General features: G+C 42.9%; 13 protein-coding genes. 8 read left to right on the forward strand and 5 right to left on the reverse strand.

What is annotated here, in order from left to right:
• Position 1: 1 nt before the first annotated feature.
• Positions 2-1,633 carry a phosphoenolpyruvate carboxykinase (ATP) gene (gene pckA, locus C9J42_RS17540; protein WP_107287852.1) on the forward strand — a complete coding sequence of 544 codons (1,632 nt, stop codon included), beginning with the start codon at positions 2-4 and terminating at the stop codon, positions 1,631-1,633.
• Positions 1,634-1,815: 182 nt separating this feature from the next.
• The gene (locus C9J42_RS17545) at positions 1,816-3,813 is read left to right on the forward strand and encodes an AsmA family protein (protein ID WP_107302213.1); all 1,998 of its coding nucleotides are present in this window, start codon (positions 1,816-1,818) and stop codon (positions 3,811-3,813) included.
• Here C9J42_RS17545 and C9J42_RS17550 read toward each other — a convergent pair.
• The 3 genes from C9J42_RS17550 to C9J42_RS17560 are packed head-to-tail and all read right to left on the reverse strand — an operon-like array spanning position 3,765 to position 6,092.
• A complete protein-coding gene (locus C9J42_RS17550; RefSeq protein ID WP_107207782.1) occupies positions 3,765-4,688 on the reverse strand; it encodes a bifunctional GNAT family N-acetyltransferase/hotdog fold thioesterase in 924 nt (307 codons plus the stop codon). The genes C9J42_RS17545 and C9J42_RS17550 overlap by 49 nt on opposite strands.
• A 58-nt stretch (positions 4,689-4,746) precedes the next feature.
• On the reverse strand, positions 4,747-5,184 hold the full coding sequence (dtd, locus tag C9J42_RS17555; protein ID WP_107287854.1) for a D-aminoacyl-tRNA deacylase: 438 nt from the start codon (positions 5,182-5,184) through the stop codon (positions 4,747-4,749).
• A complete protein-coding gene (locus C9J42_RS17560; protein ID WP_107207783.1) occupies positions 5,181-6,092 on the reverse strand; it encodes a virulence factor BrkB family protein in 912 nt (303 codons plus the stop codon). The genes dtd and C9J42_RS17560 overlap by 4 nt, the downstream gene beginning before the upstream one ends.
• A gap of 178 nt (positions 6,093-6,270) precedes the next feature.
• Between C9J42_RS17560 and C9J42_RS17565 the strand changes: the two genes are divergently transcribed.
• Positions 6,271-6,909 carry a DUF2959 domain-containing protein gene (locus tag C9J42_RS17565; RefSeq protein WP_107207784.1) on the forward strand — a complete coding sequence of 213 codons (639 nt, stop codon included), beginning with the start codon at positions 6,271-6,273 and terminating at the stop codon, positions 6,907-6,909.
• 180 nt (positions 6,910-7,089) lie between these two features.
• Here the strand turns inward: C9J42_RS17565 and typA are convergent, their stop codons facing one another.
• Positions 7,090-8,916, reverse strand: coding sequence for a translational GTPase TypA (gene typA, locus C9J42_RS17570; RefSeq protein ID WP_107207785.1), 1,827 nt, complete (start codon positions 8,914-8,916; stop codon positions 7,090-7,092).
• Positions 8,917-9,492: 576 nt separating this feature from the next.
• On the opposite strand from typA, the gene glnA reads away from it, so the two are divergent.
• The 5 genes from glnA (at position 9,493) to add (ending at position 15,364) form a co-directional block, all read left to right on the forward strand.
• Positions 9,493-10,902, forward strand: a complete 1,410-nt coding sequence (gene glnA / locus C9J42_RS17575) for a glutamate--ammonia ligase (RefSeq protein WP_005372511.1) — start codon at positions 9,493-9,495, stop codon at positions 10,900-10,902.
• A 146-nt stretch (positions 10,903-11,048) separates the two neighbouring features.
• Complete coding sequence (locus C9J42_RS17580; protein WP_107261161.1) at positions 11,049-11,630, forward strand: DUF4124 domain-containing protein; 582 nt, start codon at positions 11,049-11,051, stop codon at positions 11,628-11,630.
• Between the two features lie 126 nt (positions 11,631-11,756).
• Positions 11,757-12,806, forward strand: a complete 1,050-nt coding sequence (glnL, locus tag C9J42_RS17585; protein WP_107207787.1) for a nitrogen regulation protein NR(II) — start codon at positions 11,757-11,759, stop codon at positions 12,804-12,806.
• A 20-nt stretch (positions 12,807-12,826) separates the two neighbouring features.
• Complete coding sequence (glnG, locus tag C9J42_RS17590) at positions 12,827-14,242, forward strand: nitrogen regulation protein NR(I) (protein ID WP_107287855.1); 1,416 nt, start codon at positions 12,827-12,829, stop codon at positions 14,240-14,242.
• Between the two features lie 117 nt (positions 14,243-14,359).
• On the forward strand, positions 14,360-15,364 hold the full coding sequence (add, locus tag C9J42_RS17595) for an adenosine deaminase (RefSeq protein WP_107261165.1): 1,005 nt from the start codon (positions 14,360-14,362) through the stop codon (positions 15,362-15,364).
• Positions 15,365-15,446: 82 nt separating this feature from the next.
• Here the strand turns inward: add and hemN are convergent, their stop codons facing one another.
• Entirely contained in the window at positions 15,447-16,820 is a 1,374-nt protein-coding gene (gene hemN, locus C9J42_RS17600; RefSeq protein ID WP_107261167.1) for an oxygen-independent coproporphyrinogen III oxidase, read from the reverse strand.
• Between the last annotated feature and the right edge of the window lie 87 nt (positions 16,821-16,907).

Consider the following 16,907-nt stretch of genomic DNA (forward strand, 5'->3'; position numbering starts at 1 on the left):
AATGAGCACAATGTGTGTCGATAATAAGGTTGCAACGAACATGGATTTGTCCCAATACGGAATACTCAATGTTACAGATGTGATTCGTAATCCTTCTTACGAAATACTGTTCGCAGAAGAGACGAAAACAGAGTTAAAAGGGTTTGAAAAAGGCATTGTCACCGAGCTCGGTGCAATTGCTGTTGATACAGGGATATTTACTGGTCGTTCACCACAAGATAAATTTATTGTCAAAGACGACACCACCCAAGATACCTTGTGGTGGTCAGATCAAGGCAAAAACGATAATAAACCACTTAGCCAACAAGCATGGCATGATCTTAAATCTCTCGTAACAGCGCAACTCTCTAACAAACGTCTTTTTGTGGTAGATGGCTATTGTGGCGCTAACCCTGATACACGTATATGTATTCGAGTGATCACTGAAGTCGCTTGGCAAGCACACTTCGTTAAAAACATGTTTATTCGCCCAACAGAAGCAGAGTTAGCAACATTTGAGCCCGACTTTGTGATCATGAATGGCTCGAAGTGTACTAATCCTAAATGGCAAGAGCACGGCATGAACTCAGAGAACTTCACGGTATTTAACCTCTCTGAAAAAATGCAACTTATTGGCGGTACATGGTATGGCGGTGAGATGAAAAAAGGGATGTTCGCGATGATGAACTACTTTTTACCTCTCAAAGGCATTGCCTCTATGCATTGCTCTGCCAATATAGGGGAAAATGGTGATACCGCTATCTTTTTTGGCTTATCTGGCACAGGTAAAACAACCTTATCAACGGATCCTAAACGGGCATTAATTGGTGATGATGAGCATGGTTGGGATGACAACGGTGTGTTTAACTTTGAAGGTGGATGTTATGCAAAAACCATTAACCTTTCAAAAGAAGCTGAACCTGATATCTACCATGCTATTCGTCGTGATGCGTTACTGGAGAACGTAACCGTACGTAATGATGGTTCTATCGATTTTAATAATAATTCAAAAACAGAAAACACTCGCGTGTCTTACCCGATTTATCATATCAATAATATCGTAAAACCTATCTCAAAAGGTGGCCATGCCAATAAGGTTATTTTCTTATCGGCAGATGCTTTTGGTGTATTACCTCCGGTATCAAAGCTAACCCCCGAGCAAACTAAATATCACTTCTTATCAGGTTTTACTGCAAAACTCGCGGGAACGGAACGTGGTATTACAGAGCCGACACCGACTTTCTCTGCATGTTTTGGTAATGCTTTTTTAACCCTCCACCCAACAAAATATGCAGAAGTGTTAGTGAAACGTATGGAAGCAGCGGGAGCTGAAGCCTACTTAGTCAATACAGGCTGGAATGGCACAGGTAAACGTATTTCGATCCAAGATACTCGTGGCATTATCGATGCAATTTTAGATGGCTCAATTGATAGCGCACCAACTAAGCAAATTCCTATTTTCAATTTAACCGTACCAACGGCATTACCCGGTGTCGCCCCTGAAATTCTAGATCCTCGTGATACCTATACCGACCCACTACAATGGGAAAGTAAAGCCAAAGATCTTGCCAGTCGATTTATCGCAAACTTCGATAAATATACTGATACCGCAGAAGGCGAGTCTTTAGTCAAAGCAGGCCCGCAGCTCGATTAAGTGTCAAACAACCCAGCCCCTATCGGTAGGGGCTTTTTTATCTCTCACATCACTGATCTACTATAAATTCAAAACCATAGCGTGCCTCAAATCCGACTCACATATCTTGCCAAGTACTAATATTTGCGCCAATCTCATCATATAGATAATAAAATGTGTTAATGGCTTTCAGGGAATGAATTATGCGTTGGGTTGCCAAACTTATTGCTTCTGTATTACTGCTTGGCGGACTGAGTATTGTGGCACTGCTCGTATTGCTGCAAACCCGCTATGCCACTCCCATACTCAACCATACCCTCGCCTTTTTCTCCCACTATCAGTTAGCTGAAACACAATTACACTATGATATAAAACAACCACTACAAATAACGCTTCAACCACTCACCGTAAAAAAGGCGAATAAAACCTTATTGTCAGTTGACAGTATCACTCTCGAACTTTCATCACGTTCATTACAAAAGCAGCGTCTGGTGTTTTCCAATGTCATTATTGATGGGATCGATTTACATCATCAGCAATGGGATAAATTTGAACAACTCTCAGCCTTTTCTATTGATCGTTTAGCAATTAATGATCTCTCAATAGCCACTCCCGCGATAACAATCAACCATGCACAGCTTCAAATCGATAATTGGCAATATATTGATCCTCAGCAACCTTGGTGGCTGCAATTTAGCGGGCAGTTTCAATTAAGCGTTCCTCAAATAACATGGCACAATCAAACGCTAGAAAATCTGTTATTAAACGGGACAAAACAGAAGCAACAGTGGCAACTGACAGGATTTTCAGGGAGATGGCAACAAGCGAACTTTAATGGTACGGCAAACTATAACAGTGACACCCAGTTATTAACGTTAGATCAACTCACGCTAACCAACCTTCGCATCCAACAATCACAACCATTAGCCGCATGGCCGAAATGGTTAGCAGATGCCACACCCGTTCGTCATATCATGATTAAACGCGCTGACGTTTTAGATAGTAGTATTGAACAACCTATTTGGGCTGCTGATAATATTAGTTTGTCATTAGAAAACTGGTCATGGCCTAACAGTTACTGGCAACAAGATAACGCCCATTTATCTGTCAGTGCCAGTAATGCGAAATGGCACGATATCGTATTTGAACAACCGATCGTTGAGCTGAATTTCATGCCGGAAAAGATCAACAGTCAGGGTATTTCGGCTCAGTTACTCAATGGTTATATACGTATGGATGGCGACATTTCACCTGACAAGATCAAACTAAAAAAATTGTTGGCCTCAGGAATAAAAGGCTTTCTTCCTCCACACTGGTTCCATACGACAAAAACATTAACCTCAAGGCTATCAGAGCTAACTATCGATAAGCTTGATATCAATAATATACAGTTAACATCAACAGACACTCAGCTACCGTTTCAACTCGCCGGGATCAACATTGATGGTAATGGTGTAGTAGTAAAGCATCAGCATCAATGGGGCTTATGGCAAGGCAACCTTGATACCAGCCTTGGCTTTGCCAGCATCAACCAAATTGTTTTTATCGATCCGATTGTAGAAATGAGCAGTGCCAATGGCGATTGGGCGATCAATAAATTTGTCTTACCTTTTACTGATGGCATGCTAACAGCTAATGCGGATATTCAATTAGCACAACAAGGTCAGCCTTGGTCTCTTTCTATCTCTAGCGATAGTGTTCCCGCTGCTCTCATTTATCGTTGGTTCAAATTACCACTGCCATTAAACGGTAAAATTGACGGAACATTACACGCACAAGGATTAGCAAGTAATCGCCAAAGCTTCAATTACAGTTTATCTGGACAAACCGCTCTCACCTTTAGAGATATTCATTTAGATAATATTGCACCAACCCAATTACTTACTCATTGGAAAACAAAAGGGAATTTACTCGGTACGGTATTAGGTAGCAGCAATGAAAATAGCGATAGTAATGCTCAAGCATTAATACTATCGCCACTGAATATCACGGCTGAAAGGGGAAGAATTACCATTCCTACTTGGCTCGCAAGCAATGATAATTTTAGCCTATCACTCACCAGTCAATGGGATCTGGCGCTCCCAACACAGCAACAACTGGAGTGGGTATTAAAGGAAAACTGCCAACAAGTCGATCGTCGTTGGCATGCCGATCAAATAGAAGTGAATTCGTTTTCAACGTGTAGCGGCAAGATCAAATAAGTACCGGTAAAACTGGAAGCAACTTTACCACCGCTATACACATTCACATCGACACTGATACGACCTTTACGACCTTTCGCTAAGCGATCAATATCACCGCGTAAGTTTTCTATGGTGCTCACCGCTTTAGGTCGTTCAGTCACAGGGGCTGAATAACGGATATGGCTATCAACCAAAATGATATTGCCCTCTAATCCACGTTCTTTCAGCAATAACCAAATAAAACCCCAGCCCGCTAAGGTTGCCATGGTAAAAATGCTCCCCGCAAACATAAACTCATTGGGGTTTAAATTAGCATTAAACAGCGCACTCACCTCAAAGCGATAACCTGTGTATTGGTTGATTTTTATCCCCATTTTATCGCTGATCGGGATCTGTTGTTGCCACAGTGTTTGTAACTCCTGACACCATTCAGGATGACGCACAACTTCATTTAATGGCTCTAGATGTTTCAGCATTTGTTGGTGACGAACAGGACCTCGCTCATCACTCAATTCACCTTCACTGGCAAAACCATTTTTTAAATAAAAAGGAATAGCATCTTCACGGGCATTACACACCATCCGCTTAGCACCGTCTTGCCTTGCGAGTGACTCTAAAGCCATTAAAATTAAGCCACCTAAACCATGGCGGCGAACATTAGGATCAACCGCCATGTAACGTACTTGTCCCTCATTATCAGGCGTTAAATATAAACGCCCAATCGCCACCACCTGATCACGATTATTGATGATCATACGATGTTCACTCAATTCATCATACGCATCACGTTCAGAGCCTTGTGGCATCTGCCAAGGTTCACGCAACATCCGCCAACGAAAATGGTAATAGCTCGCCAACTGCTCATCTGTTTGAGGCGTCACTAATCGAAACATGAATTCCCTCTCTTTCCATTCTCGGTTTATGGTGTATATCTGATACTAATGTGATTTTCTAGACTTGTAGCCAAAACGTCACTGGACCATCGTTATTTAGTGCTACTTGCATATCGGCAGCAAAGATACCCGTTTCTGTCTGAATTTCTTTTACCTTACATTGTTCGACAAAATATTCATAAAGACGTTCAGCATCAACAGGCGTAGCCCCACTCGAAAAACCTGGCCGCATACCCTTTTTAGTATCCGCCGCTAACGTAAATTGTGAAACCACCAACACACTGCCACCCGCCTGCTGCACGTTTAAATTCATTTTGCCATCGTCATCACTAAAGACACGGTAACCGAGCACTTTATCACGCAGCTTTTGTGCTTTTGCTTCGTCATCACCTTTTTCAACGCCTAACAGCACTAACAAGCCTTTGCCAATCGCGCCAGTGATCTGTCCATCCACCGTCACGCTAGCCTCAGTAACTCGTTGGATCAGTGCAATCATTTTTCTTCCTCTTTCATATTCTGCGACGTGTCATCCGATTTTTGCTCTGTCGGTAATGATAACTGATTCGCCTGATCCCAAAAACCACGCTCACCTAAACTAGCGGTGATCTCTGCGCCCAGTAAAACAATGCACCAACATAAATAAATCCAAACAAATAAGATAGGAATTGCAGCTAAGGCGCCGTAAATCATCTGATAAGAATGAAAATGCGCGAGGTAAATCGCAAAACCTTTCTTACTTAGCTCAAATAAAATACTCGCACTTAGACTACCAATCAGTGCATGGCGGAACGTCACTTTACCATTCGGCACTAATAAGTAGAGCAATAAAAATGCCAAGCTAGACATAAGAGAAGGAAACCAGCGTAAGGACTGCTGTAAAAGGCCGTGTAATGCTTGATGTTCAAGCAATGCCAGTGAACCAAGGTAAGAGCTTACCGCAATACTAGAACCCAACAGAATCGGTCCTAACGTTAAAATCATCCAATAGATTGAAAATGAAATAACCCAACGACGTTTCTGTTTAATTCGCCAGATATAATTTAACGAGGTATCTATTGATGAAATCAACATCATGGCAACCACAAACAAAGCCGCAATACCGACAGCCGTCATTTTGCCAGCATTAGAAACGAACTCATTTAAGTAGGTTTTCACGACCGCGCCAGCCGCTGGTACGAAATTCTCGATCACAAAGTTTTGTAATTGCTCACCGAGTCCTGCAAATACTGGCACTGCTGATAACGCCGAAATAACAACAGTAATGAGCGGCACCAGTGATAATAAAGTGACATAAGCCATTGAGCCTGCGGTAACCGTTAAACGATCATGATTCACTCGCTGGATTAAATACGAAAAATAATCCATCATCAGATGGATTTTGGGACCTAATTGCAACTTCGCCATTGGTTTGTTGTCAGCCTTATAACTTTGTTCTATTAATCTTATACACATTGTGAAAAGGCTTTCATTTTTTTGCCTTCTCTCAACTCTTTATTTGCGTCTTATCAATCAATTCTCTCTTGTTAGAACAAACGTTAAGATTGATTTATTTCAGCGCAGCATGCCTTACTAGGAGCATAACATGCCTTATTTTCTTGCTATTTTACTTAGCGTTAGCTTACTTTCAGGCTGTCAATCAGCCTATTACTCAGCGATGGAGCAAGTTGGCGTCCACAAACGTGACATCATGGTTGATCGGGTAGAAGACGCCAACGCAGCACAAAAAGATGCACAACAGCAATTTACCAGTGCGCTTGAAGGGCTTAAAGCATTAAATAATTTCAATGGTGGTGAGTTAGAAGCCGCATACAATGACGTTAATGATCAATACAAAGACAGTGAAGCAGCAGTAAATAAAGTCAAAGATCGTATCGCTGCTATTGAAGATGTAGCTGATGCATTGTTTGAAGAATGGAATGACGAGCTTGCGCTTTATAAGAGTGCAACACTGAAACGTGATAGTGCAAACAAGCTACGCGCTACCAAAGTACAGTATCAAAAAATGCTATCTGCGATGAAACGTGCAGAGCAAAAAATGGAGCCAGTGTTAGATACTTTGCGTGATAACACATTATACCTAAAGCATAACCTAAATGCTGCCGCCATTGGCTCACTACAAGGTGAGTTCAACTCACTGCAACGCGAGATCCAACAAGCAATCCGCGATATGAACAGCGCTATTGCAGAATCTAACCGCTTTATTGGTCATCTAAAGAAATAAGCTATCGACAAGGTGAGTCAGCGCCAACGGCTCACCATTGCTTTCCCCTAATGTCCCAGTCCGACACTTATCTTCAGCCATTCGCCACAATCCCCCCATATTTCCACCCTTCAGATACAACAATCCCCCGATTGTTACCAACCGAGGGATTGCTTAATAACTAATGAAATTAATCAGTAATTACTTTGTACGACCAGCACGCTTACGATCGTTTTCAGTAAGAAGTTTCTTACGAATACGGATGCTTAAAGGTGTCACTTCTACTAGTTCATCGTTATCGATGAATTCTAGTGCTTGCTCAAGTGTGTACTTGATAGCAGGAGAAAGAGTTTGCGCTTCGTCAGTACCAGAAGCACGAACGTTTGTAAGCTGCTTACCTTTCAGGCAGTTAACTGTAAGGTCATTAGAACGGTTATGAATACCGATGATCTGACCTTCGTAAACTTCGTCTGCGTGCTCAGCAAATAGACGACCACGCTCTTGTAGGTTAAACAATGCATAAGTCAGTGCTTTACCTGTTGCGTTAGAAATCAATACACCGTTGTTACGTTGACCGATAGTACCGCCCTTGTGAGGACCGTAGTGATCAAACGTATGGTAAAGAAGACCTGAACCTGAAGTCAGTGTCATGAACTCAGTTTGGAAACCGATAAGACCACGAGAAGGCATCATGAAGTCCATGCGAACACGGCCTTTACCATCTGGTGCCATATCAGTTAGCTCACCTTTACGAAGACCGATATTTTCCATGATACCGCCTTGGTGCTCTTCTACCACGTCGATTGTCACAGTTTCAAACGGTTCCATTAGCTGGCCGTCTTCTTCTTTGATGATAACTTCTGGACGTGATACTGCTAGCTCGTAGCCTTCACGACGCATATTTTCGATCAGGATAGATAGGTGAAGTTCACCACGGCCTGATACGCGGAATTTATCTGGGTCAGCTGTTTCTTCAACACGTAGTGCAACGTTGTGTACTAGTTCTTTTTGAAGACGCTCTAGGATGTTACGTGAAGTAACGAACTTACCTTCTTTACCAGCAAACGGAGAGTTGTTTACTTGGAAAGTCATAGTAACTGTTGGCTCATCAACAGAAAGAGGCGTTAGCGCTTCAACACAGTTCTGATCACAAATAGTGTCAGAAATCTTAAGCTCGCCAAGACCTGTGATTGCAATGATGTCGCCCGCTTTCGCTTCTTCAACTTCATGACGCTCAAGACCTAGGTAACCTAGAACTGTACCTACTTTACCGTTACGCTTAGAACCGTCAGCACTTACGATAGTGACTTGTTGGTTAGCTTTCACTGTACCACGAGTAATACGCGCAACACCGATAACACCAACGTAAGAGCTGTAATCTAGCTGAGAGATTTGCATCTGTAGTGGGCCATCAACATCTACTGAAGGCGCTGCAACGTTATCAACGATAGATTGGAACAATGGTTCCATGTTCTCGCCAGTTTCGCCTTCTTCTAGTGTTGCCCAACCGTTTAGTGCTGATGCGTAAACCACTTGGAAGTCTAGTTGTTCGTCAGTTGCACCAAGGTTATCGAATAGGTCAAATACTTGATCCATAACCCACTCAGGACGTGCACCTGGACGGTCAATCTTGTTGATAACAACGATTGGCTTAAGACCGTATGCAAACGCTTTTTGCGTTACGAAACGAGTTTGAGGCATCGGGCCGTCAACTGCATCAACGATAAGCAATACAGAGTCAACCATAGACATGATACGCTCTACTTCACCACCGAAATCGGCGTGTCCAGGGGTATCTACGATGTTGATGCGGTAGTCATTCCAGTTGATTGCTGTGTTCTTAGCAAGAATGGTAATGCCACGCTCTTTCTCGATATCGTTAGAATCCATCACACGTTCTTCGGCTTCGCCGCGACCCTCTAACGTGCCAGACTGCTGTAGAAGTTTATCAACCAAGGTAGTTTTACCGTGGTCAACGTGAGCAATAATTGCGATATTTCTTAATTTATCGATCGATTGATTAGACATTAGTTTCACATTCACTCAGAACATGCAGCATCTTCACTAGAGGCTACTTGATTAAAAAAACGGCTCATAATTTAACAGATTTTACGCCAAAACCCACGAAATATGTGATTTATATCACCAGCTTTTTTATGACCATGCTCTAGAGCCGCATTTTTACTCGCTTTTTGGCCTGATTTTATTTTTTTGAACCCTTCTATTCAGACCATAAATCCCCACTTAACCCTGTTTTCTCACTCCCTACGGATAAAAACATCATTAGAGGCACACAGTTCTCCTTTAATAATAAAAACTCTTTTTTAAGGAGATTATGAATTGACAATAATTTTTAACATCGCGATAGTAAGCATGTTCTATTATTGTTAATGACACATCGTCGCACCAAAACAGTGCACCGATGCATCAAGATAGTGCAAAAATGGATTAATTAAGCTTTAGCAATGCGTAAAAACCGCATTCTTAAAGCTTTTAAAAATTGGCATGGTTTTCGCTTAAGAACATTCAGAACTGCTCATTCTCAGAAATGAGCAACACTAGATTTGCGGCCATGCCCTTATATAACACCGGAGGTTACTCAAGATGTCAGTAGAAAACGTACTAGCGCTGATCCAGGAAAATGAAGTTAAGTTTATTGACCTACGTTTTACCGATACAAAAGGTAAAGAACAGCATATCTCGATCCCATCTCATCAAATTGATGCTGATTTCTTCGAAGAAGGTAAAATGTTTGATGGCTCTTCAGTTGCAGGTTGGAAGGGTATCAACGAATCAGACATGGTAATGATGCCTGACGCATCAAGCGCGGTACTAGACCCATTCACTGAAGACGCTACGCTAAATATCCGTTGTGATATTTTAGAGCCAGCAACAATGCAAGGTTACGACCGTGATCCTCGCTCTATCGCGAAGCGTGCAGAAGAGTTCATGCGTTCAACAGGTATCGCAGACACGGTTCTTATCGGCCCTGAGCCAGAATTCTTCCTATTTGACGATGTTAAGTTTAACACTGACATGTCTGGCTCTTTCTTCAAAATTGATGACGTAGAAGCTGCATGGAATACCGGTTCTGATTTCGAAGGCGGTAACAAAGGTCACCGTCCAGGTGTTAAAGGCGGTTACTTCCCAGTAGCACCTGTTGATTCATCACAAGACATCCGTTCTGCTATGTGTTTAATCATGGAAGAAATGGGTCTAGTTGTTGAAGCTCACCACCACGAAGTAGCAACAGCAGGTCAAAACGAAATCGCAACACGTTTCAACACGCTAACAACAAAAGCGGATGAAATTCAGATCTACAAGTATGTTGTTCATAACGTTGCACACGCATTCGGTAAAACAGCAACCTTTATGCCTAAGCCACTAGTAGGTGATAACGGTTCTGGTATGCACGTTCACCAATCACTAGCAAAAGATGGTGTAAACCTATTCTCTGGTGATAAGTACGGCGGCCTTTCTGAAATGGCACTTTACTACATCGGTGGTATCATCAAGCATGCGCGTGCAATCAACGCATTTGCTAACCCTGCTACGAACTCATACAAGCGTCTAGTTCCAGGCTTTGAAGCTCCAGTAATGCTAGCTTACTCTGCGCGTAACCGTTCAGCGTCTATCCGTATTCCTGTAGTACCAAGCCCTAAAGCACGTCGTATCGAAGTACGTTTCGGTGATCCAGCGGCTAACCCATACCTAGCATTTGCTGCAATGCTAATGGCTGGCCTTGACGGTATCCAGAACAAGATCCACCCAGGCGAAGCGATGGATAAAGACTTGTACGACCTACCAGCAGAAGAAGCAGCTGAAATCCCAACAGTTGCAGAATCGCTACAAGGCGCATTACAAGCACTAAGCGACGACCGTGAGTTCCTAACGTCTGGCGGCGTATTCTCTGATGACTTCATCGATTCTTACATCGCACTGAAATCTCAAGACGTTGAGAAAGTAAACATGACAACTCACCCACTAGAGTTTGAACTTTACTACTCTGTTTAAGTAATCACTTAATTACTAAACATTAAATACTTAGGCCTGCTTCACAAGCAGGCCTTTTTGATCTTGTTGTCACCCGCAAACCAACGACAATAATGAATCTTATTCACGACCACTCTTGTTCGTGCAAACAAACTTGGAGTTAACGGATGAAACTCTCTCGTTTTTTTAATCTACTCAGCCCAATTTTTATTACCCTAATATGGACCGCTGCGAGTTCCGCCCAAGCCTCTACCATCTACTCATGGACAGATGAAAATGGCGTGGTGCACTTTACCGATCAACCTCAAACCCCCGATGCCACTGCTTACCCTTTAAGCGTGACAGAAGTCAGTGGCAATATTGAACAAACCGCAGATACTATTGACACTCAAACCACTGATATTACCGTGGTAGAAGAGCCAGCAAAAACCATTACAACCGTCAGTTTAGTTTCGCCTATGCATGAGCAAACCATCCGCAATAACGAAGGTATCATCAATATTCATGCGGTCACCAACAGCAAACTTAACAATCAAACCCAAGCGCAATTAGTATTAGATGGCGTGGTGAAAGGCGAGCCTCAAACAGAACTCACTTGGACATTAGATAACATTGATCGTGGCAGCCACCAATTACAAATTCAACTAGTTAAAGGCGGCAAGGTTATTGCATCGTCAGACAGTATTACCGTTTATCTGCATCGAGCCACAGTGAAGGCGAACAAGCCAATGCCAGTACAGCCTCGCTAATCCACAGTTTCACCAATTAACAGTGCCCGATCAGCAATAAACAGGTTACACTCAGATGCACCAATTTGGTGCATTTGACCTAAATAAGCCTATTGATGGTTTAGGTAATCAACAAGGATGCTGATTGTGACTACCGCTTTTACCCCTATAATTATTGACAACCTTGTTACTGCAATCATTTTACTGGATGAGCACTTAACGATTCGTTATGTCAATCCTGCCGCAGAACAACTGTTATCGTCGAGTAAGCGCCGTTTGCTGGGCATTACGTTACCAGAGTTATTACAGTATTCATCTCTTGATCTCGATTTAATCGCAGCCACACTGCAAAGTGGTCAAGGCCTAGCTGATAGCGATGTCGCTTTTGTGATTGATGAACAGCGTCAACTTCTCAGCTTGAATGCCAGCCCTATTTCGTGGCAAAAAAATCTTTTCGTGATGCTGGAGCTTAAACCTATCGATCAACAACGTCGTATTAGCCAAGAGCTCTCTCAATTAGCTCAGCAGCAAGCAGCGAAAGAATTAGTGCGAGGGTTAGCTCATGAGATAAAAAACCCACTAGGTGGCTTAAGAGGCGCTGCACAGCTACTTGAAAAAGCACTACCCGACCCTAGTTATGTCGAATATACCCAAATGATTATTGAGCAAGCCGACCGATTACGTAATTTGGTCGATAGGTTATTAGGCCCGCAACGGCCAGGCATCAGAAAAACCGATAATATTCATCTCGTATTAGAAAAAGTACGTCAGCTGGTCATACTGGAAAACGACAATAACCTTGTGATTGAGCGCGACTACGATCCAAGTCTGCCCGAGATTGAAATGGATACCGAACAACTCGAGCAAGCCTTACTCAACATTGTCAGTAACGCCGCTCATGTTCTAAAAAAACAAAATGGCGGGATCATTAAACTCAAAACTCGCACAGCCCATCAAGCCTTGATCCAAGGCAAATATGCCCGTATCGCCGCGAAAATTGAAATTATCGATAATGGTCCGGGGATCCCAGCAGAAATCCAAGACACCTTATTCTATCCAATGGTAACCGGTAATGCTGATGGCACAGGGTTAGGGCTATCGATCTCGCAAAACTTAATAGACCAACATAACGGCAAAATTGAAGTGATTAGCTGGCCAGGACACACCAACTTTACGATCTATTTACCAATACAATAATAACGATAGGAGAGTAACGTATGAGCAAAGGATTAATTTGGGTTGTCGATGACGACAGCTCTATTCGCTGGGTAATGGAAAAGACACTTATAACAGCAGGCATGAAGTGTGAAACCTTTGCCAATGCCGATAGTGTACTTGAAGCGCTAGAGCGCAATGTCCCAGATGTATTGGTCTCTGATATTAAAATGCCGGGAACAGATGGCTTAACGTTACTAAAACTCTTACAACAAGATTACCCACTCTTACCGGTGATAATCATGACGGCACATTCAGACTTAGATGCCGCTGTGAACGCCTATCAACGTGGGGCATTTGAATATCTCCCTAAGCCATTTGATATTGATGAAGCCGTAAGTTTGGTTGAGCGCGCGGTTAGTCATAGCCAAGAGCAGAAACGTCAACAGCAACCAGAAACGGAAATAAAAGCAGTACCTGAAATTATCGGTGAAGCCCCTGCTATGCAGGAAGTTTTCCGTGCTATTGGTCGCCTTTCTCGCTCATCCATCTCGGTGTTGATTAACGGCGAATCTGGCACAGGTAAAGAGCTTGTCGCTCACGCTTTACATCGCCATAGTCCACGCAGTAAAAATGCTTTTATTGCCCTGAATATGGCTGCTATTCCCAAAGACTTGATTGAATCAGAACTGTTTGGACATGAAAAAGGCGCATTTACTGGCGCCAACAGTGTTCGTCAGGGGCGATTTGAGCAAGCCAATGGTGGAACACTGTTTCTCGATGAAATCGGTGATATGCCATTAGATATTCAAACCCGTTTACTGCGTGTCTTAGCGGATGGGCAATTCTATCGTGTCGGTGGGCATTCTCCTGTTAACGTCGATGTCCGTATTATTGCAGCAACGCACCAAAACCTAGAGCGTCTTGTCGCAAGTGGTGATTTTCGTGAGGATTTGTTTCACCGCTTAAACGTTATTCGGGTGCATTTACCGTCTCTAAAAGATCGTCGCCAAGATATCCCTCAACTGGCGCGCCACTTCCTGCAACGCGCGTCCAACGAGTTAGGGGTCGAAGTCAAAACCCTGCACCCTGACACGACCGAACAACTAGCAGCACTGGATTGGCCGGGTAATGTTCGCCAACTAGAAAATATTTGTCGCTGGCTTACTGTCATGGCCAGCAGCAGTGAGGTTTTACCTAGCGATCTCCCCCCTGAGTTACTGGAAAATAATCAAACCACTTTATCAACTCAGCAAGAGAATCAACATTGGCAGCAAAGCTTACAGCAATGGGCAAAGCAAGAATTGCAGCAAGGTAATGAAAACCTATTGGCAGAAGCCCTACCTGAGTTTGAAAAAATCTTACTCGAGACGGCGCTACAACATAGCCACGGTCATAAACAAGAAGCGGCTCGATTATTAGGTTGGGGAAGAAATACCCTCACCAGAAAACTCAAAGAGCTAGGTATTAACGACTAATCATCGCTATATAATATCGAGTTGCAGGTGAAGGCGATCACATTTAGCTGCAACGATTATGTTCACGTTATACACTTTGCTTATACTTAACGCTCAGTTTTCATCGGAATAATCATAATGATCAACAAGCATCTTCCTTTAACGGATCTACACCGTCACCTTGATGGCAACATTCGCCCTCAAACTATCCTAGAACTTGGCCAGCAATTTAATATGGCGCTACCAGGCCATGATCTAGAAAGTTTACGCCCACACGTTCAGATCGTTGAAGCTGAACCTAGTCTTGTAGCCTTTTTGTCAAAGCTAGACTGGGGGGTTGCAGTATTAGGCGATCTCGATGCTTGTCGTCGTGTCGCTTATGAAAACGTTGAAGATGCCTTGCATGCACAAATTGATTATGCCGAACTACGTTTCTCACCTTACTACATGGCAATGAAGCACAACTTGCCGATCGCAGGTGTGGTTGAAGCCATTATTGATGGAGTAGAAGCTGGTTGTCGTGACTTTGGTATCAAAGCGAACTTAATCGGTATAATGAGTCGTACCTTTGGTGTTGAGGCTTGTCAGCAAGAGCTTGATGGCTTACTAGCCCACAAAGATAAATTGGTCGCTATTGATTTAGCCGGTGATGAATTAGGTCAGCCTGGCGCGCAATTTAACCCACACTTTAAACAAGTTCGTGATGCAGGTTTACGTGTAACCGTTCATGCTGGTGAAGCAGCCGGCTCTGAAAGTATGTGGCAAGCCATTAATGAGCTTGGCGCAGTACGTATTGGTCACGGTGTAAAGGCAATTCAAGATCCAAAACTGATGGATTATCTAGCAGAGCATAAAATTGGTATTGAATCGTGCATTACCTCAAACATTCAAACCAGTACTATTAGCAATATCAAAGATCACCCTATCAAGCCATTCCTCGAGCATGGCATTTTAGCCTGCCTCAACACTGACGACCCTGCCGTTGAAGGTATTGAATTACCTTACGAATATGAGGTAGCAGCACCCGCTGTTGGATTAAGCCAAGCGCAAATCGAACAAGCACAACGCAATGGCTTAGAGATCGCCTTCTTGAATGAAAGCGAGAAACAAGCACTTCGCGAGATGGCAGCACAACGTAGTTAATCACTCACGCGATAAAAATCAGATAACAAAAAGCCCCATTCCAGCATTGCTCGAATGGGGCTTATTATTTAATCCAAGAAGATTAAATCACTCGTGAAAACTGCTGTTGGCGAGCGCGATCACGTAAGTATTTATCGAAACACATACAAATATTACGGATCAATAAACGTCCCTTCAGCTCAACGAAGATATGTTGCTGATCCACCGCTACTAACTCATCATCAATAAAGGTCTTTAAAAGCTCTAAATCTTCAGCAAAATATTGATCAAAATTGATATTAAATTCCGCTTCAATCGCTTTCTTATCAAGCTGGAAATTACAAATAAGGGCTTTGATCACTTCACGACGCAGTAAGTCGTCCGCATCTAGCGAGACCCCTTTCCACAGTGCGTTTTGTTTTTCTTCAATATCGCGGTAGTAATGCTTTAACTCTTTTTGGTTCTGTGCGTAGCAATCACCAATCATAGAAATAGCGGATACACCCATACCTAATAAATCACACTCACCTTGAGTGGTATAACCTTGGAAATTACGGTGCAGAATCCCTTCACGCTGGGCAATGGCTAATTCATCATCCGGTTTGGCAAAGTGATCCATACCAATAAATTGGTATCCTGCCCCCGTCAACGTCGCAATGGTATCTTGCAGAATACCTAATTTTTCTTTGGCACTCGGTAATAGCTCTTCGCTGATCTTACGCTGTGCCGCAAACAATTTAGGCATGTGGGCGTAGTTAAACACCGATAAACGCCCCGGATTCATCGCCAGTACTTGCTCTAATGTTTTCGCAAACATTTCACGATTTTGTAGCGGTAAACCATAAATCAAATCAAGGTTCGTTGAACGGAATCCCAATTCACGTGCACGCTCAACCATCGCAAAGATAAACGCTTCATCTTGCTCACGGTTAACCAGTTTTTGCACGTCTTTATTGAAATCTTGCACCCCAATGCTTAAACGGTTAAAGCCTTCGCCACGTAAATGGTCAAGAATATCGAGTTCAATTTCACGCGGATCGACTTCTATGCTGATCTCAGCATCATCATCAAAATTAAACGCTGCACGCAAACTATTCATTAAACGACTGATCTGCGCTGCAGTAAGGAACGTCGGTGTACCACCGCCCCAGTGCAATTGACTCACTTGGCGATTGCCCAATAAAGTCGCACGTTGTTTAATTTCTTGTTCTAGCTTATCCAAGTAGTCATCCGCTTTATGCTGATGACGGGTAATGATTTTATTACAGCCACAGTAGTAACAAAGCTTATGACAAAATGGGATATGAATATAAAGCGATAGCTTACGATCAGGATATTGCTTACATGCCATCTCAAATTCAGCAGACGTGAACGCTTCATTAAACTCTAATGCAGTTGGGTAAGAGGTATAACGCGGGCCTGAGTAGTTATACTTTTCAATCAGGGCCTGATCCCAAATAATCTGCTCATTTGACATGACATATTTCCAATATTGTAGGGAGAATAAAGAGTTAAACGTGTAATGATAGTAAGACGAATAACACTTATAGTTTATAAGACAATA

This window comes from Photobacterium sp. GB-56 (assembly GCF_003026105.1).
In the GTDB taxonomy this organism is placed as follows: Bacteria; Pseudomonadota; Gammaproteobacteria; order Enterobacterales; family Vibrionaceae; genus Photobacterium.